Raw genomic sequence first — 17,364 nt, 5'->3', positions numbered from 1 at the left:
GGCGACGATGGCTCTGCACGGTCGTGCCATGCAGCAGCGCATATGGACGACAGGAATTCACTCTCTCCCCACCGGCTTGATATCCTCGAGCTGCCGCAACGCCTCACGCATGCGGGGTACCATCCAGTCCAGAAAGGCCCGCACCTTCAATGGGAGCAGACCTTGGCGCGCATAGACCAGATGCACCGGAAAGGTCTTGTTGTCGTGATCGTCCAGGATGCGAACCAATGCGCCGGTTCGTAGTTCGTCCAGTGCTTGATAGCTCGGCGCCCGCGCAATACCAATACCACGCACAGCAGCCTCGATGGCAGCCGTACTGGTATTGGCACGGATTCGGATATTCGGCGCTGCCTGGACCTTTCGCCCGTCAAGATCATAGATCCACGATGCTGTCTCGATTGCACCAAACACGGCAGCGTCGTGACTGGCGAGATCTTCGGGCTTTCTGGGTAGACCTTTGCGAGCGAGGTAGGAGGGGCTGGCATAGGTCACGAGACGAAAGTCACCTACCTTGACCGCATAGAGCGAACTATCGACGAGGCGGCCCAGGCGGACACCGATATCGACATGCTCATCCACGAGATGAACTACACGATCGACGGACAGGACATTCAGTGTGATTTCAGGGTGCTCGCAAAGAAAATCGAGCGCGAGCGGCATTACCTGTTGCTGGCCGAAGAGCAACGGCATCGTGATCGCAAGCTCGCCTCTCGGAACCTCATATTCGCCCGAGGCTCGAAGCTCGGCTTCCTTGATCTGGGCCACGATCTGCCGGGCCGCCTCCACATAGTCACGGCCCGCATCGGTCAACTGAATATTCCGGCTGGTGCGGATCAACAAGTTCGTACCGAGAAAGCGCTCAAGCTCCGCTACCTTACGGCTCACGCTTGGCAGCGGTGCGTTGAGCTTTCGGCTTCCCGCAGAAAGGCTGCCGGCGTCAACGACTGCCAGCAGCACTTGCATCGCATCAAGACGGTCCATGCTATCCCCCATGAAGCCCCACTCGCTTACAATAACCCCTTCGGGGCAGGAGGGACAGAAGACCCCATTTCTGGAGCTTCGATCATTGCAGGCAGATTTGCCAACTTCACGGCGCCTTGATGCGTCGACGCCCCTTCCGCGCTTTTCGCCACGCCATCAACTATGGGGTTGAGACACGATAGCGGGCTGCCGGCTTGGAGGTGGACAGCTTGCCGGCCATGGCTTGGCGCGCCGCCTCGTAAGCATCGAACAGCTCGCCCTCCTGAAGCGAGGGGATGGTTGCAAACTCGCCGCGATCAAGCCCGACGAGTGCCGCATCGACCAGATCCTCACCGCTCATGACGATCGCACTTGGAAGCAATTCGACCGGACGGCCGGCGATCGCCCAGAAGTCGGTGGCGGTCGCGCCTGGAAGGACCACCTGAACATGAACACCTGTCCCTTGCAGCTCGTGCCGGAGATTTTGGCTGAAGGCGACAACAAACGCTTTCGTGCCGCCATAGACGCCGTTGAGCAGTTCGGGATTGACTGCGACGATCGACGCGATGTTGATGATCGTGCCTGATCCTCGCGCGATGAATTCCGGCACGATCGCGTAAGTCAATCGCGTCAACGCCGTCACATTAAGCGAGATCATCGCGGTCATCTGTTCGATATCGGACTCGACAAGCCGCAAGGCGCCGCCAAGACCGGCATTGTTGACCAGCAAGGTAATATCCGGCGTCGTCTTCAAGAAATCCTCGACATTCGCGAGGTCTGCGGTATCGGCAAGATCGGCGGGAAGGATATCCACCTGTCGGCCTGTCCTGCCGCGAATTCGATCAGCAACCTGGCCGAGCTTATCCGCACTTCGTGCGACCAGAACGAGATCATAGCCGCGCGTCGCAAGGCGCTCTGCATAAACAGCTCCAATGCCGGTCGACGCGCCCGTGACGACGGCAGTTCCCTTGGTATTCGTCATTGTCGTTACTCCTAATCGCTCTGGAGGACGCTCACTCGCGTCCGGCCACAGATGCGAATCTAGGATGGTCGCTGCACAGGCGGGAGTTATCGAAAACGATAGTCAGCCTCTCAAAACGTCATCCCGCACCGGCCGGCTCTCCCGCACGTTGGTCGGATGGCACGACGAAGTCGGGGCGCAGCTCTGCCGGCAAGCGGAACGAGATCTATTGGATGAAAGAGCCGGAAACGCTCACGGATAGGGGATCGGTGAGCGTATTGAAGGGGATAGCGTGGCGACCAGATGGACGCGCGCGATCAATGAGCGCCTGCACCACCGCCGCCTTGCGGTTTGCGCGTAAAGAGCAGCGCGACCGCTGCGGCGGAAAGAACGATGCCGATCACGGCGAAAGTATCACCGAAGCCGAGAATGAGAGCCTGCCGTCGGACGATCTGGCCAAGTGCAATGACCGCCTTGTGGGTCGCAACAGTGGGATCGGCAACACCGTGCTGGATGAAGTAGCCGGTCAAGGTCGTAATGCGATCACGAACTTCATCGCGAGCAAGAGTGACCGACTGACCGATGATGTTGGAGTGAAATTGCTCGCGCTTGGTCAGGATCGTGCCAAGAGAGGCCGTTCCGACAGCGCCCCCAAGGTTGCGCAGCATGTTGGTGAGGCCCGAGGCGGCGGCAGCGTCCGCGGCAGCGATACCGGCCGTCGTAATGGCGGTAATCGGTGTCAAGACGAGAGCCTGGCCGATGGCGCGCACGATATTGGGTACCCAGAACTGGTCACCGGCATTGTCGGCCGAAAGCATGACATTCATGAAGCAACTGATGGCGAAGATCGAGATACCGAGAAAGCCGATATAGCGGGCATCGAAGCGCTTCATCAGGACTGGCACCAGCGGGATGAGCAAGAGTTGCGGTAAACCGGTCCAGGCAAGCACATTACCGATCTGCTCGGCGTTGTAGCGCTGCACTTGTCCAAGATATTGCGGGAGGATGTAGACAGTGCCGAAGAGTGCGACGCCGACCAGGACGTTGACGAGCACGCCGATGCCAAAATTGCGCTGCGTCAGCAGCCGGAGCTTCACGAGCGGCTTCTTCACCTTGAGCTCGATAAAGATAAAGGCTGCCAGAAAAACAAAGGCGACAATGCTGAGCTTGACGATGAAGGGGGAGGAGAACCAATCCTCCTTGTTGCCTTCTTCCAGCACGGTCTGCAAAGCCGAAAGGCCAACCGCCATCGTCACGATGCCCGCCCAGTCTCCTTCCTTCAGGAGGCTGAGTTGCATTGGTTGCTTTTCGAGCGTCAGGGCGAGAGCGATCGCCATGATCATGCTTGGGATGGTGTTGATGAAGAAGATGGTCTGCCAGCCGTAATTTTCGGTCAGATAGCCGCCAATCGTCGGTCCGATCGCCGGGGCAAAGGTGACCGAAAGAGCAAAGATGGCAAGACCCAGCGGCTGCTGATTTTTCGGCAGCTTGGTCAGAACCATGGTGAAGGCCATCGGGATCAGGACGCCACCGGCAAAACCTTGCAGCCCGCGAAGCAGGATCATCGTTCCGAGATCATGCGCGAAGGCGCAGGCCATGGAAAAGAGGGGAAAGAGAACGGAGTTGACGAGAATATAGCGACGGAAGGAAAAGACGTTGCTGAAGTAGGCCGTCAAAGGAATGACGACGATCTCGCCAATGAGATAGGATGTCGAAATCCAGGCGCCGTTGTCGACGCCTGTGCCTATGCCACCCTCAATATCGAGAAGGGAGGCATTGGTGATCTGAATATTCAGGATCGCCATGAAGGCGCCGATCATTCCGGCGAGAACGGCGATCCATTCCTTGGTGCTGGCGCGCGATTGCTGAGCGTGGCCGGCTGTTGTCGTGATGGTGGACATGACACGATCTCCTGCATTCGCACCTAGTGGCTGATGGCATCGGTCTTGGTGTCGATGCTGGGCTGGACGGACATTCCGGGACGCAGGTCAGCTGTGTCAGCCGTGCTTCCGTCGAGGACGATCTTGACCGGGATACGTTGAACGACCTTCGTGAAATTGCCGGTGGCGTTGTCGGGCGGTAGAAGTGCGAATTCCTGACCACTTGCCGGGGCGATGCTGTCGACGCGACCGCGATATGTGCGGCCGGGAAACATATCGACATCGATGTCGACCGGTTGACCGGCATGGACATCAGTGAGCTGCGTTTCCTTATAGTTAGCGATAATGTAGGCCGTCGTCGGAACGACCGACATCAGCTGGGTTCCGGCCTGGACATATTGCCCAACGCGCAACGTCCTGTTGCCGACGGTTCCGTCTACGGGCGCGACAATAGTCGCATAGGAGAGGTTGAGCTCGGCCTGATGCGCGACCGCCTGGTCATGCGCCAACGTCGCCCTGGCCTGAGCGAACTCGGCATTCAAGAGATCGACCTGCTTTCTAGCCGCATCGAGCGCCGCGGTGTCCCGCACAATCGTCGCCTGGGCTGCAGCAATCGCGGAAGCGGTCTGCTGGGCCGTTTGAACCGGTGCATAGCCACTGGTGGCCAGATTGGTGTAACGCTTGTTATTCTGTTCGGCGAAGGTTTCGTTGGCCTTGTCGACATCGAGCGTTGCCCGGGCGGCAGCGATGGTGGACTGCTGGATGTCGAGCGATGCCTGCTTGGCGTTGACTGTCGCCTCTGCAGCGGCGACATCTGCCGTCGCCTGATCGAGCGCCGTGCGGAAATCCCGATCATCAATACGGGCAAGTGGTTGACCAGCCTTGACGGCTTCATTGTCGCTGACGAGAACTTCCGACAGATAGCCGGAAACCTTAGGCGCGACGGTCGTACTGTCCGCCTTGACATAGGCGTCATCCGTCGAAATTTCGAAGCGACCGTTTGTCCAATAATTGTGCCCAAAATAGGCCCCGGCGGCGGCGATCCCGACGGCAGCTGCGCCGAACAACAGCGATCGTCCAGACAGCCGCCGTCCGCGCGTCTGCGCGCCAGCGTTAGCATCTGCCTCAGCAACCCGCGGCGCCTTTCCGGCATCGAGAGTTGCTGGGACTTGCTCCGCGGTCGGATCGGCAACAGATCGACTTTCGGCAGCGTTTTCGTTCACGGCATGCAACGTTTGAACAGACATCGTCCTTCTCCTTGTGAAAGGTCGCTGTCGTCTCGGCCGCGGCCTTGAAATTGGGGTATAAGTTCTATTTAGGAAACTTATTGTTTTCCTATATAAGCCAGCCGCGGACAATGTCAATATTTTAGAAAACGGAAGGTTTCCTAAATTTGCGATTAGCGGATGTTCGATCTTTTTCCTGGAGGCGCGGACCTCGGGCGCTATTGCCGGATGTTTGGGACGAAAGAGCGTGCGGCACGCTTCGATCCAGTTTTCACTTTAGGAAACTTGTTATTTTCTAAAATGATCGTACCATGAAGGAGAGACACGAGGACTTCAGGATGAGTGAGCGCAACCAGCAGGAAAAGCGATGCCGCGGCAGGCCGCAGGTTAGATCAGACGAGGAAACGAGAGACTTGATCCTCGATGCCGCAAACCAGCAATTTATGAAAGCAGGCTATGCGCCGGCGAACATCAGCATCATCGCTCAGACGGCAGGCGTTTCAACAAAGACGCTATATCGCCTGTTCCCGGCGAAGGCCGATCTGTTTTCCGACGTCATTTCAAAGACGATCAACGACTACATGCTTGCCTCGGATTTTGAGCAGCTCGCGCACTTGCCCCTTCGGGAAAGCCTCGAAAAACTGCTAATCGCCTATGGCAGACTGACGCTTTCCAACGAAACAATCATCATAACAAGGCTTGTCCTCAGCGAATCCGAACGTTTTCCCGAGATCGCAACGGCTTTTTTTGCGCAGGCAATCCAAAAGACCAGCAAGGCAATGGAAGATTGGCTACAGACACGGATCGCCTCGCAAGAGATCGAGGTTCAGGATGTCCATACCGCGATCGGAATGCTCCGGGGAATGATGGTGATGGAACCTCAACGCGCCGTCATGCTTGGCCAAGCGGAAGAAATCGCCGACGACGAGATCGTCGCGCGCGCGCGAACCTGCGCACAGCTTTTCCTAGAAGGCTCGAAGAGGCGATAACAAGACGAGAGCGTGCCTGTGCGGGAGCACTCAGGGCAAGCAGCAGCCCGATCGTCGCAATGGTGCGCATCTCGTCCTAGATGTTTCACGGGCAGGTAATGGCCACATCATCGGCCACCTGCTCCCTTCCTGATCTTACGACCACTAGCAGATTCTCAACGATCAGTCGTGGCTATCCAGTGTTCCTACATTGTCGCTTTTAATCCCCGATTCCAAACCGCGAAATACCCCGGGTCCATTGGACTTAGGGGTCAAAATCAACCGGATTTTCTGCCAAAGATTTCAATTTCAGTTTGCGATTGGGAAAGTAGCAGCGAGGGGTGGATCACGGGCAGTTTCCCAAGGGTGGTGTTTGCATAGGCAATGCCCTTCGAAAACAGGAGTGGGGCCGCCAATAGGCCGTAGAACCGCGCTCGCAGCAGATCTAATCGGCGAGTTGAAGAATTTGTGTGGCGCGTCGCTTAGTCTGCACTTATGACTGCGATATCGGCCGCTTTTCCCAGCGGCAGCGGATAAAGGCAAGCGGGGCATGAGTATTGCGGCGGTCGAAAGTCAGGTCCGGCAAATCGTGGCTGATTTCAATGCCGGTCGTTTCAGCCAAGCGATATCCTTATGTGAGACAGGCTTGCAGAAGGATCGGAGCAACCCGACCCTTAACCACCTTTTCGCGGCGATTTTGTTCGCCAAGGGCGATGCTGCAAAGGCAAACATCCACATTGAAATCAGTTTGGCGGGCATGCCTGATAACGCCCCCGGCCAACTGCTTGCTGGGCGCATCGCGCGATCGTTGGGAGATTTCAACCGAGCTATATTTCACCTTGGCCGCGCCGCCACATTATCTGCGAATGTCGAAATCCTTCTTGAGCAAGCTCGGACCTTCGATGCCGCAGGAGATCGGAACCGGGCAGCCGGCGCTTGGAAGGCATTGAACCGTGCCAACCCCGCTTCGCGGGAGGCTGCCGCGCGCCTCGGTCGGATACTTTTTGAAGACGGATCGCCCGATGACGCGGCTGCGGTCCTGGAAGGTGTAGCAGCAATCGACAGGTCTCCCTCGATGTGGTTTGACCTGGGCTTGGTTCGGCAGGATTTGCACGACTTGGCTGGTGCGGCCGAAGCTTATCGCAAAGCGCTGGAACAGCGACCTGACGACGCCGAGGCAGCCGTCAATCTAGGCATCGTGTTGCAGGACATGGGCGATATGGACGATGCGATCGCGGCTTATCGGACGGCCTACAGCCTGAGGCCCGATACATTGGGCGCAATCGCCATGTCGCTAACTTCGGCACCGCGAGGCCAGCTATGGCTGGACCGAGAAGCGTTGAAGCGAACGCTTCAATCCTAGGTGCAGCTCACATTCAAGCCGATTCTGGCGCTACGCGCGGGCGCTTTACGCGGAAGCGCTTCCGATAGACTCCGGGATTGGCGAGAACCTCTGCGACGGTTTTCTCATAGGCGCTCTTGTACGTCCCGTCGAAACCTTCAAAGATCAGATCGGGAGCTGCGCGCGGGACCGGAAAGCACTGTGCAATCGGGGTGCCCTTTGGCAGCACGCCTGAAAAATGAGGATCGGTCCAGATTGCCGGGAAGTTGATTCCCGCATCATAAAAGCGATCAGAATCTACGACACCCGTCAACAAGCGGAAGGGAAGCTCGTTGCGATTGACCGGGTGCATGGCAAAAAGTGACCAGCCCTCCTCCAGTTCGATCGTCCAAAAGCTGTTGAATTTCACAGCCGCCAGCCCGTTGGAAAACGGTGCGCCAGCAAGCTGCTCAGCAACATGAAAACTGAGCGGTGATCGCGGATGTCCTTCGGTCGAGGGCTCTGGGATGCCCCAATCCCACGTGAAGACACCGCTTCGAACGGTGACATCGCACGGGAGCAGAATCATAAAACCGTGGGACATGGCATCAACAAAGGGAGGGCACTGCTTTACGGTTCGAATTTCCCGACCGTGAATCTCGGAATGCGCCTTCGCGGGCATGGCGCGGAGCCAGTCCGGCAGAATGCTGCGAGCTGGAGCGGGACGAGGCAGATGGTCGACAAGCGCAGGATCACACCGAAACACGACACGCATTGAATTGCCTCGAGACGTTAACGAAGAAGTTCCGCTCAAATGTCGGAAAACTCCACGCTAGCAGATCCTAGAACTGCCGGTGATGCAAGTGGGTTTGGAAGGGAGCTCGCAGTCCTCGCAACCGATCGAAACGGCATCGCAACGAGTGTTTGACCAATCTCGCCGAGGGAGATCTGTCGCAAGAAATCGAGAAGGCTTTCATTCCTTCGCTTGAGCGGTTGCGAACCGATTTCAACAGCGCCTCCGACAAGCTGAAGCAAGCAATGGCAACGGTCGCAGAAAACGCCCATGCGATTGCCTCTGGATCGAATGAGGTGCGGGTTGCTGCAGATGATCTTGCCAAGCGGACCGAGCAGCAGGCAGCCTCGATTGAGGAGACCGCTGCCGCCCTCGAGGAGATCACCACGACCGTGAAGAATTCCAGCCAAAGGGCTGAAGAAGCAGGAAGACTCGTTGCGCGAGCAAGAGCCCATGCCGAGCATTCAGGCGGCGTCGTGCGCAATGCCATTGGTGCCATGGATCAGATCGAGGCCTCTTCGCGCGAGATCTCCAGCATCATCGGCGTTAGCGATGAGATTGCCTTTCAGACGAACCTTTTGGCGCTGAATGCGGGAGTCGAAGCTGCGAGAGCCGGAGATGCAGGCAAAGGCTTTGCCGTTGTGGCACAAGAAGTCCGCGAACTCGCTCAACGATCGGCAAAGGCGGCAAAAGAGATCAAGACCTTGATCACCGCATCTGGCGCCCAGGTCGCCAATGGTGTCGCCCTGGTGACCAATGCCGGCGGGGCTCTGCAGGAAATCGCCGCCCAAGTCCAGGAGATCGACACCAACGTCGTGGCGATCGTCGAGGCGGCGAGAGAACAGTCGACCGCTCTCGGCGAGATCAATCAGGCAGTCGATACGGTCGATCAAAGCACACAGAAAAATGCGGCGATGGTAGAGGAGCAGACGGCGGCCAGCCATAGTCTCGCACGCGAGGCAGCCGCATTGTTCCAGCTGCTCGGGCAATTCAAATATGGCGAGGGCGCGCGAACAGCCCAACCGGCCAAGCCACTCAATCGTCCGGCCCATCCTTCCCTTCAAGCCGCTGGCCGGCGTATGCGGCCGCAGCTCCAGACGCAAGGTTCTACCGCATTGGCCGTTAGCGACGATAGCTGGGAAGAGTTTTAACCGCCACCAGCACGTCATACCTCGTTGAAAGCGGCTGGCCTTACAATCGAGCACAATCACGGTCCTACATAGTAGCTGGCGATATAAAGAATTTACGCCGCGTGGCGAGGGTAAACATGGAAGCAGAGATGTTCTGCACTCAGCTTTTCAACTGCAAGCCCGATGATCGTCCCATAGAGATTTTGATCCAATGGCGTAATATAGCGGGAGTAAATATTCCGGACAGCGGCAGCCAATCTTCGTCAACACCGAATGATCCCATTAAGGATACCGCCCCTGGTAGTGATCATGGCTTTAAGAAGTCTTGTTGCTGATCAATTTACGAAAGACCAGAGGCGTGTCGCCTGTTCGATCCTTGAACAGCTTGTAAAATCGACTGCTGGAGCCGAAACCGCAATCAAAAGCGATCTTCCATACTGGATCGTCGGTGTCAGCAAGCAACTTCATCGCTTGGGCTATCCGATATCGAATTAAATATTCATGGGGGCATACCAAGGACTTTCTGAAATGCCTTGTTGGCAGTGGTTGGGTGCGCCGCCGCCAGAGCGGCGGCCATTTCTGGTCTGGGGAAAATAGCACGTGGCTTGGGTGCACAGCGTCGATTTCCGCGTTATCCATTGTAAAATCAAAAATTGAGCGTATATGTAGGACATCGACCATTGCTTGTGATGTCGTTCCAGAGCTTATGCTCCCGTTGGATTTCCTCTCAAAAAATCGATCCCATCCCGCAAAGCACCGCGGGACCAACAGCGATTGCCATGAAAGGAAATCGTTATGAATACTGGTACTGTGAAGTGGTTTAATTCCGTCAAGGGCTTCGGCTTCATTCAGCCTGATAACGGCAGCACGGACGTGTTTGTCCATATCTCTGCTGTCGAGCGCGCGGGAATGCGCTCGCTTTCGGACGGCCAGAAGATCAGCTACGACATCGTGCAGGACCGAAAGTCCGGCAAGAGTTCCGCTGACAACCTTCAGGCAGCATGAATTTGTCATTCGCTCCGCTGACCACGGATGTACTGGCAGCTGAACCGGATGACTGTGAGAGGTCGGGTCCATGCCCGGCCTTTTGTTTTTCTGGGAATTGAGCTTGGAATGGTATTTGCCATAGCTCCGATGACAGGATCGTTTTCGAGATCTTGTAATGCGATAACGCGATAACATCGAACTGCAAGATACGGGGTTCCGCCTTAGTGCTGGAAGCTCGCGGTGTCGCATCCCACAATATCTGCTTTGACAAAGCATATCTGTACGCATCGGGCCAGGAACATATCTCAGTTCGTGTTCCGACCGCGCGTATATCAGGCCTAGCTGCCTTGCATCCGGGAAGTTCCGTTTGCAACAGTCGGGAAATGATCATGGCCTGCCCAAACGGCGAGACAGGCGCGTCCTAGACGTGAACAGCCGTGTCATAGGAATCGCCGTCCCGGTGGGCGGCCTTGCCCAAACAAAAGGAGGACGCGATGTCTTCCAACCAATATTCCGCATGCGTTTCACGAAACCTGGTTCGAACGAGTGCGTTCGGATATCGTGATCATGCGGATCTTTGCATGCTCCTGGAAACCGCCGTCGGCCGAGGCGCCGAGCGAAGGCTGCCTTTAGCGAGCATGACGGTGTTTCCCAATTTCGGCACCGTTTGGAAAATCTGCACGCCAACGGCCCGGCAGGACGTTATCTCCTCCCGCGTGAGTTAAGCGGTATCAGAAGAAATGCCAATCCAAATTTAAGCAATTAAGCAGCGCCGATACTTATTCGAGCGCCCGAGGAGAAAATGATGGCTAAAGGCCAAATGCGCAGCAACCGAGAGATCCGCAAGCTCAAGAAAGATAAAACACCAGAAGTGGCACCAGCCTCATCTGGCGCACAGGTTAAGTTTGCAAGCGGCAACCCGGGAAATCCGAACAAGAAATAGCACGCAGGCGCACCATCAAGCCGACATGAATGCGGATGGGCGCGCCGTCGCACCCACTATTCGAGGAACCAATGATAAATCATCCCCCCAGACAATCCGCGGAAAAGCTCTTTCGCGTGCCCCGCGCCGAAGCAGGATCAAATGCCGAAAAGCTAATGAACCTTCGAGAGAGGATGCAGCGCCGCAGACGCGAGCTCAGAGAGACCGAGCGCGGCATCAGAGACGCTGCGCGAGTAGAAGGTCAGCCCCCTTACCGAACGCGGAGGACAACGACGTGATCAGTTTCGATTACACGGACGGAGCGGGGCTTTATGCGGGCAAAGCGACACGCGGACGCAGCGGACTTCGTTACAGGCGTTTCGAAACGGCAGCCGAAGCGCTCCGCTTCGCGGTCGAGGACATGCCTGGCGCGCAGCAGCGAGGATCTCTATTGGAAGTAAATGAGGCGCGTTTCGACCACAATCAAATCCGGGCGCTCTACGACGCGCCAGATTACCCGCTTTCCCGGCGAAGCAAATGAAACAAATGAAAAAGGCAGCGTCCTAACTTTTCGGCTGCTGAAGTCAGGCCTTCTGAGTGGATCTACAGGAGCCTGGAAAGGCCCGTAGCCTACTGATTTTCAATGAGAGAGGCCACCCCCGTCGCACTTGGCGGCGGCTAAGCGAGCCTGAGCCGGCTCCGTCACGAATAACACGCACCACTTCGCTCTACCATCATACGCTAGAGACGGACTTTGGCGCGCGCTATCGTGCATGCTTCGTCACCGGGAACACAAGCTCGACAAACGTCTGGCCGCACCTCGTACACTAGACAGGACGTGTTGATCCCGACCTCACCCGACAGTGCGGAACATCGCGAGCCCTCGCAACGCATGACGCGCTGATCAGCTTCAACATAGTGACGGGGTATCAAAGCCAGGTCATCGTCAGCTTCCGTCGTGAACCTTGGCCATTCGGATGAAAAAGAGCAGCATGCTCCGCAGGTTTGGCAATCAATCGCAGCGGTAGATGCTACGCTTGCCGTCAGGTCGCAGGGCGAATTTACCTGAGTCACTTGTGCTTGAGAAGCCAAAGCTTTCCCGCCATGGTGATCGCGCGCGGCGAATGTGCCTCCCCGTCCGTCCCATCGAGGTTCCTAAGCAGCTCCAATTCGGTAAGTCGCTCAACCGTTGTCGTCGTGGCCGACTTCACCTTGATCGGATGCTCTTTGAATCGATCCGACCTTGCGTAGGTAACGACGGCATTAAGATGAGTCCAAGACCTTCCATCCGCAGAATGCAGGTCGCCATTTCCCGCGAGCTTCAGGGCTTGCACCTGAGACGGTGTCAGTGATGCCACGATGGCTCGTGAATTGGCCTCGACTTTCTCTTTAGGAGAAAGAAGCGATCTCCTTTGGTCTGTCGGCATGATTTTTTCTCCTTGAATATCAAAAAAGGGCCGAAGCTCTTGGTGCCGCCCGATCAGGCCCGGTCGTAGGTGAAGGAGGTCAGAAGGGTCGTCACGAAGTTGCTGGCTCGTTCCTTGACCAGTACTTCCGTCCATTCGTCAGTGCCGCGAAGTCTTAGATCCGTGTAGATACTATCGACGGCCGCTTCTTCGATGCGCTTGATGTGCGTGTTGAACGCTGCTTCACCCTCGGTGCGATACATGTCACGGATGACCATGCGCAGGATCTCCTGGATCGCGATTTGCCAGGCCGTGTTGATCGCCTGCAGCTCTTTTGTATCAGTGGTCACGGTCGCTCCTAAAGCATGAGTGATTTCGACGCGGATGCCTCAGTCTAAGGGCTGTTGGTCGGACGGAAGCGCCTGGCGGCCTATGCTTGCCTGGCCTTGCGATTGGCATAGCGTCTGTCTCGCTCGGCCTTGCGAGCGGCCTCGGCGACCGCCTGCTCGTTTGCTGCCTCGGCCTCTAGCCGGCTGCGCTCCACAAGCTTTAGACGGTCCCGTTCAATACGGCGGGCTTCGCGAGCTTCTACAATCAAGAGCCGCTCGGCCTGCCTGGCAAGTCGAGAAGGTTCGGTCGCCGTTTTCGCGGCCCGGTAAGTTTGAAGAAGGGATGCTTTGGCGCCGGCGGCAGCTGACCGTCGGTCGGCGAGTTCGTTGTTTCTGTGGTATGTCAAATCTGTATCCTAATGGTAGCAGGCGGTGATGACCAACCTGCCTTCGCTTATTTGGCGACCAGGGTGGATGTTGCCGACGTCCGCTCGGCTTGTTCTTTCGCGAGGTGCGCTTCTCGAAGCCGCAAAGTCTTGGCATTGCGTGCTTGCGCAGCCGACTCGAGCTCCTCCATCGCATTGTTCTTGGCAAAGAACTCTGTCTGGATAGTGCTGAAGGCCATCTCGGCCTGCTGGCGAGATTTACTATATGTCTCTGTCATTGGGTTCCCCGATGTCGGCGATGGGCCGAAATGAAAAAGGCCAGGCGAACTGCCTGGCCTCAGATGATAGCGTGCTTCCGGCAATGCCAGTACATCCGTGGTCAAAGGGAAGCCGATATCACTTAAGCAGCCTGAAGATTGGTGGCCGACATCTTGCCCGACTTCATGTCGCGCTCAAGTTCGAAGCCGATCTTCTGGCCTTCGACGAGTTCGCGCATTCCGGCGCGCTCGACTGCCGAGATGTGAACGAAGGTGTCAGCGCCGCCGTTGTCAGGCTGAATGAAGCCGAAGCCCTTGGTGGAATTGAACCATTTTACTGTGCCAGTGGTCATGATGAACCCTTTCAAAGCATAGAGTGGTGAACTGCGGAGCGGATGCCACGCAGGTAAAGACCGACTATTTTTGAAAGAAAAGTTCGCTTAGAGCACGGTGTCAATCGTGCGGTAGACAAAGCTCGCCAAGCAAAAGATCGATATCGCATCTATACGGGCTTAAGAGCGAAGGGTCAACGCTTAGTTTTTGTTGAATGCGTATTGCCTGTATTGGTTGTGTCGCAGCGCGCACGGCCACCCGGTACCAGACGATCGCTCGCTACACCAACGATCAATGAGCTGATGGCATAAGACTTATTAGGAACGGCCCGCTTCTTACTTGCCCGGACCAATTCCTCACGCCCAGCGAAGGCGCGACGATGGACACATGGTGGCAATGCGCCAGCTTTTTCTCATCCGCCAGCAGACGAATCCGTAGGCGCTGGTGGCTGAGGGCCGGGGGCTCCTGCCTGCATGTGCAGGACTCGCCCACGGTCGATAATTTCGCCGAGAAATCTGAGAAAGTCATCGGCGGAGATGGGCGTGAGTTGCTGGTTCTTATCGCTGAGGATGAATTCCTTATAAAAATAAATTTCGAAGATGTCGTGAAGGATGCGGGCTTCGAGCATCTCGCTGTATCGAATGCGGACGAGGCTTAAGCGACGCCCAGTCATTGCATCGCATCGACCCTGTCTCCGTGCGCGAAGAGGTGGAGGCTGCCGGTTTCGCATTGGATGCGGAAAGCACCGCGCTTGCGAACAGGAACGATCCGCACTCGATCAAGGTGTTCGATCCTTCGATCAAGGGCAAGACCGATCGTTTTGCACATCGTTTCGTGAAGCCGTGACAAGAGGGTGGAATAAGAGGAGCGCGAACTCGTAAGCTAAGGGCGAACGAAGGACAAACTTATGCCACCCGCTTCAGCTCAGCTGGCAGGCGCGGCGACCGAAATCCGGTCGGCATCCCAGGAGGGATAGGAACTCGTGCCCGCTGACATAGTTGCTTGATCATGGAGCGAGGATGCGCGCGAGGAAGCGACTTTTGCGCAACAGCGACATTTTGACGATCAGTTGGCAAACTAGGTCATTATCAATCTAACGCTCGAGTTCAGTAGTAATATCGGCGCAGAAATCGACAAATGCCCGCACCTTTGCTGGCGGGTGCTTGCGCGACGGATGGAAAGCAAAGAGCGGGAAGCGTTCACCATGCCAGTCGGGAAAGAGGTCGATCAGCGATCCTCTCGCCAATGCCTGCCCAACTCCCCAGCCGATCACCTGAGCGATGCCGGTGCCGGCGAGGCATTCGTCGAGCATTGTCTTCGGGTCAGTGAACGTCAACGGTCCGCTCGTCGGAACATCGATGGTCTCGCCGTCCCGGATGAACTCCCATTCGAATGGCTTCCCGGTATAGGGATCGATAAATTGCAGACAGCGATGAGCCGAGAGGTCGCGAGGATGCGCCGGACGGCCATGACGCTCGAGATAGCGAGGTGAGGCCACGGTGAGAATTGGTGCTTCTATCAGCTTTCGCGCAACCAGACTGGCAAAGCGCGGTTGGCCGAACCGGATTGCGAGATCAATCCCCTCTGCAACAAGATTTCCGACATGCTCGCTAGTCACGAACTCGATCGATAGATCCGGATAGCGTTCGCAGAATCCACCAAGCCGGCCTGCGAGCACGAGCGGCAGAAAGAATGGATCGATATCCACTCTCAAGCGGCCGCGCACCGCGGATGCCGCGCCGGACACGACCGCGGCAGCGTCTTCGATCGCAGTCAGGTGCGGCTTCACCTCTTCATAAAACCGCCGCCCCTCGTCGGTTAGCGTCACCGAGCGCGTCGTTCGATCGAGCAGGCGTACACCGAGGCGCGTCTCGAGACGACCAATGGCCCGACTTACACCGGAATCTGTGATGCCTATCAGTTCAGCGCCTTTGACGAAGCTCCCGCCTTCAACGACGGCCGCAAGCACGCTCACCCCCGAAAGAATCCGTCCATCGAAAGACATGTGCCAATCCCTGACTTTTGATCAGGAATCATCTGACATAAGCGCACTTAATTCAAGATCATTCCGGAGCGATAACGGTCCCGTGCTTTAAACCTGAAAGGACCAGTCGTGAGCAATCTCAACCATCCCCGCACGCTCTTCAAAGGCGGCACCATCCTGACGATGGACAGAACGGTCGGCAATCTTGCCAGCGGCGACCTGCTCGTGGAAGACGGCAGAATAGCGGCCATCGGACCGAACCTCGCCGTTGCCGATGCAATTGTCATCGACGCCTCCGACGCCATCGTCATGCCGGGTCTGATCGACGCCCATCATCACATGTGGCTGGGCGCCATGCGCCGCATGATGCCTAATGTGCACGACCTATTTGCCTATATCGATGTGGTCGCCGAAACGCTCGGCTCCCATTATCGCCCGCTTGACATGTATCTCAGCACCCGGCTTACGGCGCTCGCCTGCCTTGACGCCGGCATTACGACCGTCATCGATGCTTGTCATTCCTCCCGCAGCCCGGAACATACGGACGCCGCGCTCGATGCACTTGATGACAGCGGTATCCGCGCCCTGCATATGGTCGGCGCTGCCATGGACAAGAAGGCCTCTGCTGCCCACCTGCCGGGCGATCTGAAGCGACTGGCGGAGAACTGGAACCAGGGCGATGGCCTTGTGCGTGTCGGCCTGTTCGGCCAGCTTAATCTCGATTGGTGGAAGGTCGCCCGCAGCTTGGATATGCGTATTCTGACCGAGTTCATCGGCGATCTTGCCAAGCTTGGCCCGGAATTTGCCGAAAAGGGCGTGCTCGGTCCGCACAACATCTTCAATCATTGCACCCGCATTCCGCAGGAGACTTGGCGCCTCTTTGCCAATGCCGGCGTAAACATCACTGTCAACCCGCGTTCCGATGCGCTTTTCGGTTTCGATGACGAGAGTTTCGCCTATCAGCAAGCCATCGACCATGGTCTGACGCCGGCTGTTGGCATCGATCTCGACACTGCCTTCGGCAGCGACATGTTCGGCGAGATGCACGCGCTATTTTTGCAGCAGCGCTCGGCCATGCGTTACCGCAAATTCCGGGGCGAAGAAAATGTGCCCGCTCCGATCACCATCGAGCGCGTCCTTGAAGCGGCAACGGTGAACGGTGCTCGCGCTGCGGGACTTGAGAGCGAGGTCGGTTCGCTGACGCCCGGCAAGCAGGCCGATATCATCATGGTGCGCGCCAACGGTGTCGCGGTCACGCCGGTCAACAACGCGGTCGGCACGATCGTCCAGGCCGTCGAGCGCTCGGATGTCGATACGGTCATGGTCGCCGGCGAGATCCGCAAACGTGGCGGAAAGCTGGTCGGCACCGATCTCATCAAGCTGTCAGCTGAGATCACCGCGTCGCGCGATTACCTGCTGGAAAAGAGCGGTTATCGCCTGAGCCGGTTCGGCGCACCCGCCCCCGAAGAAGCGGCCTGAATCGGTGCCGCCGCCTTTAGGCGGCACTCCCACCTCACAGAC

The 17,364-nt window shown here is 57.1% G+C and carries 19 protein-coding genes and 3 pseudogenes; 8 read left to right on the top strand and 14 right to left on the bottom strand.

Annotation, left to right across the window (positions count from 1 at the left end):
* Nucleotides 1-57 precede the first annotated feature (57 nt).
* From AC13QE_RS17990 to AC13QE_RS17975, 4 genes are all read right to left on the bottom strand, one after another.
* Complete coding sequence (locus AC13QE_RS17990; protein ID WP_132720907.1) at nucleotides 58-981, bottom strand: LysR family transcriptional regulator; 924 nt, start codon at nucleotides 979-981, stop codon at nucleotides 58-60.
* Nucleotides 982-1,141: 160 nt separating this feature from the next.
* Nucleotides 1,142-1,942: an SDR family NAD(P)-dependent oxidoreductase gene (locus tag AC13QE_RS17985; RefSeq protein WP_488484695.1), complete on the bottom strand. Its 801-nt coding sequence runs from the start codon at nucleotides 1,940-1,942 to the stop codon at nucleotides 1,142-1,144.
* Nucleotides 1,943-2,238: 296 nt separating this feature from the next.
* Nucleotides 2,239-3,822: a DHA2 family efflux MFS transporter permease subunit gene (locus AC13QE_RS17980; RefSeq protein ID WP_488484694.1), complete on the bottom strand. Its 1,584-nt coding sequence runs from the start codon at nucleotides 3,820-3,822 to the stop codon at nucleotides 2,239-2,241.
* Between the two features lie 23 nt (nucleotides 3,823-3,845).
* Nucleotides 3,846-5,048, bottom strand: coding sequence for an HlyD family secretion protein (locus tag AC13QE_RS17975; protein WP_488484693.1), 1,203 nt, complete (start codon nucleotides 5,046-5,048; stop codon nucleotides 3,846-3,848).
* A 317-nt stretch (nucleotides 5,049-5,365) separates the two neighbouring features.
* On the opposite strand from AC13QE_RS17975, the gene AC13QE_RS17970 reads away from it, so the two are divergent.
* Together AC13QE_RS17970 and AC13QE_RS17965 are read left to right on the top strand one after the other, a co-directional pair.
* Nucleotides 5,366-6,016 (top strand): TetR/AcrR family transcriptional regulator, encoded by a 651-nt coding sequence (locus AC13QE_RS17970; RefSeq protein ID WP_488484692.1) that lies wholly within the window; start codon nucleotides 5,366-5,368, stop codon nucleotides 6,014-6,016.
* Nucleotides 6,017-6,545: 529 nt separating this feature from the next.
* Nucleotides 6,546-7,358, top strand: coding sequence for a tetratricopeptide repeat protein (locus tag AC13QE_RS17965; RefSeq protein ID WP_488484691.1), 813 nt, complete (start codon nucleotides 6,546-6,548; stop codon nucleotides 7,356-7,358).
* 13 nt (nucleotides 7,359-7,371) lie between these two features.
* Here the strand turns inward: AC13QE_RS17965 and AC13QE_RS17960 are convergent, their stop codons facing one another.
* Nucleotides 7,372-8,091 carry a hypothetical protein gene (locus tag AC13QE_RS17960; RefSeq protein ID WP_488484690.1) on the bottom strand — a complete coding sequence of 240 codons (720 nt, stop codon included), beginning with the start codon at nucleotides 8,089-8,091 and terminating at the stop codon, nucleotides 7,372-7,374.
* 146 nt (nucleotides 8,092-8,237) lie between these two features.
* Here AC13QE_RS17960 and AC13QE_RS17955 point away from each other — a divergent pair.
* A pseudogene (locus tag AC13QE_RS17955) lies at nucleotides 8,238-9,260 on the top strand (methyl-accepting chemotaxis protein); the annotation flags it as partial.
* Between the two features lie 294 nt (nucleotides 9,261-9,554).
* On the opposite strand, the pseudogene AC13QE_RS17950 reads toward AC13QE_RS17955, so the two are convergent.
* Nucleotides 9,555-9,810, bottom strand: a pseudogene (locus tag AC13QE_RS17950) (helix-turn-helix transcriptional regulator); the annotation flags it as partial.
* Between the two features lie 224 nt (nucleotides 9,811-10,034).
* Here AC13QE_RS17950 and AC13QE_RS17945 point away from each other — a divergent pair.
* From AC13QE_RS17945 to AC13QE_RS17935, 3 genes are all read left to right on the top strand, one after another.
* Nucleotides 10,035-10,244, top strand: a complete 210-nt coding sequence (locus AC13QE_RS17945) for a cold-shock protein (protein ID WP_112338766.1) — start codon at nucleotides 10,035-10,037, stop codon at nucleotides 10,242-10,244.
* A gap of 787 nt (nucleotides 10,245-11,031) precedes the next feature.
* Nucleotides 11,032-11,169 (top strand): hypothetical protein, encoded by a 138-nt coding sequence (locus AC13QE_RS17940; protein ID WP_488484689.1) that lies wholly within the window; start codon nucleotides 11,032-11,034, stop codon nucleotides 11,167-11,169.
* 274 nt (nucleotides 11,170-11,443) lie between these two features.
* A complete protein-coding gene (locus tag AC13QE_RS17935; protein WP_488484688.1) occupies nucleotides 11,444-11,689 on the top strand; it encodes a hypothetical protein in 246 nt (81 codons plus the stop codon).
* Between the two features lie 200 nt (nucleotides 11,690-11,889).
* Here the strand turns inward: AC13QE_RS17935 and AC13QE_RS17930 are convergent, their stop codons facing one another.
* From AC13QE_RS17930 to AC13QE_RS17900, 7 genes are all read right to left on the bottom strand, one after another.
* Entirely contained in the window at nucleotides 11,890-12,195 is a 306-nt protein-coding gene (locus AC13QE_RS17930) for a YkgJ family cysteine cluster protein (protein WP_488484823.1), read from the bottom strand.
* A 23-nt stretch (nucleotides 12,196-12,218) separates the two neighbouring features.
* Nucleotides 12,219-12,575: a hypothetical protein gene (locus AC13QE_RS17925; protein WP_488484687.1), complete on the bottom strand. Its 357-nt coding sequence runs from the start codon at nucleotides 12,573-12,575 to the stop codon at nucleotides 12,219-12,221.
* 53 nt (nucleotides 12,576-12,628) lie between these two features.
* Nucleotides 12,629-12,904 carry a hypothetical protein gene (locus AC13QE_RS17920; protein WP_112337786.1) on the bottom strand — a complete coding sequence of 92 codons (276 nt, stop codon included), beginning with the start codon at nucleotides 12,902-12,904 and terminating at the stop codon, nucleotides 12,629-12,631.
* An 80-nt stretch (nucleotides 12,905-12,984) separates the two neighbouring features.
* Nucleotides 12,985-13,290: a DUF6481 family protein gene (locus tag AC13QE_RS17915; protein WP_488484686.1), complete on the bottom strand. Its 306-nt coding sequence runs from the start codon at nucleotides 13,288-13,290 to the stop codon at nucleotides 12,985-12,987.
* 47 nt (nucleotides 13,291-13,337) lie between these two features.
* Complete coding sequence (locus tag AC13QE_RS17910; protein WP_488484685.1) at nucleotides 13,338-13,547, bottom strand: hypothetical protein; 210 nt, start codon at nucleotides 13,545-13,547, stop codon at nucleotides 13,338-13,340.
* A gap of 122 nt (nucleotides 13,548-13,669) precedes the next feature.
* Nucleotides 13,670-13,879 (bottom strand): cold-shock protein, encoded by a 210-nt coding sequence (locus tag AC13QE_RS17905; protein ID WP_488484684.1) that lies wholly within the window; start codon nucleotides 13,877-13,879, stop codon nucleotides 13,670-13,672.
* Between the two features lie 392 nt (nucleotides 13,880-14,271).
* Nucleotides 14,272-14,532 (bottom strand): hypothetical protein, encoded by a 261-nt coding sequence (locus AC13QE_RS17900; RefSeq protein ID WP_488484683.1) that lies wholly within the window; start codon nucleotides 14,530-14,532, stop codon nucleotides 14,272-14,274.
* On the opposite strand from AC13QE_RS17900, the pseudogene AC13QE_RS17895 reads away from it, so the two are divergent.
* Nucleotides 14,505-14,705: pseudogene (locus AC13QE_RS17895) on the top strand (class I SAM-dependent methyltransferase); the annotation flags it as partial. The gene AC13QE_RS17900 and the pseudogene AC13QE_RS17895 sit on opposite strands and share 28 nt — an antisense overlap.
* 247 nt (nucleotides 14,706-14,952) lie before the next feature.
* On the opposite strand, the gene AC13QE_RS17890 reads toward AC13QE_RS17895, so the two are convergent.
* Entirely contained in the window at nucleotides 14,953-15,864 is a 912-nt protein-coding gene (locus AC13QE_RS17890) for a LysR family transcriptional regulator (RefSeq protein WP_488484682.1), read from the bottom strand.
* Between the two features lie 108 nt (nucleotides 15,865-15,972).
* Between AC13QE_RS17890 and AC13QE_RS17885 the strand changes: the two genes are divergently transcribed.
* Nucleotides 15,973-17,322: an amidohydrolase family protein gene (locus tag AC13QE_RS17885; protein ID WP_488484681.1), complete on the top strand. Its 1,350-nt coding sequence runs from the start codon at nucleotides 15,973-15,975 to the stop codon at nucleotides 17,320-17,322.
* The last annotated feature ends 42 nt before the right edge of the window (nucleotides 17,323-17,364 follow it).

It is taken from the genome of Martinezella sp. CNPSo 3957, from assembly GCF_057784395.1.
Note: the sequence above shows the minus strand (reverse complement) of the source record. Positions and strands in the feature narration are given on the sequence as shown.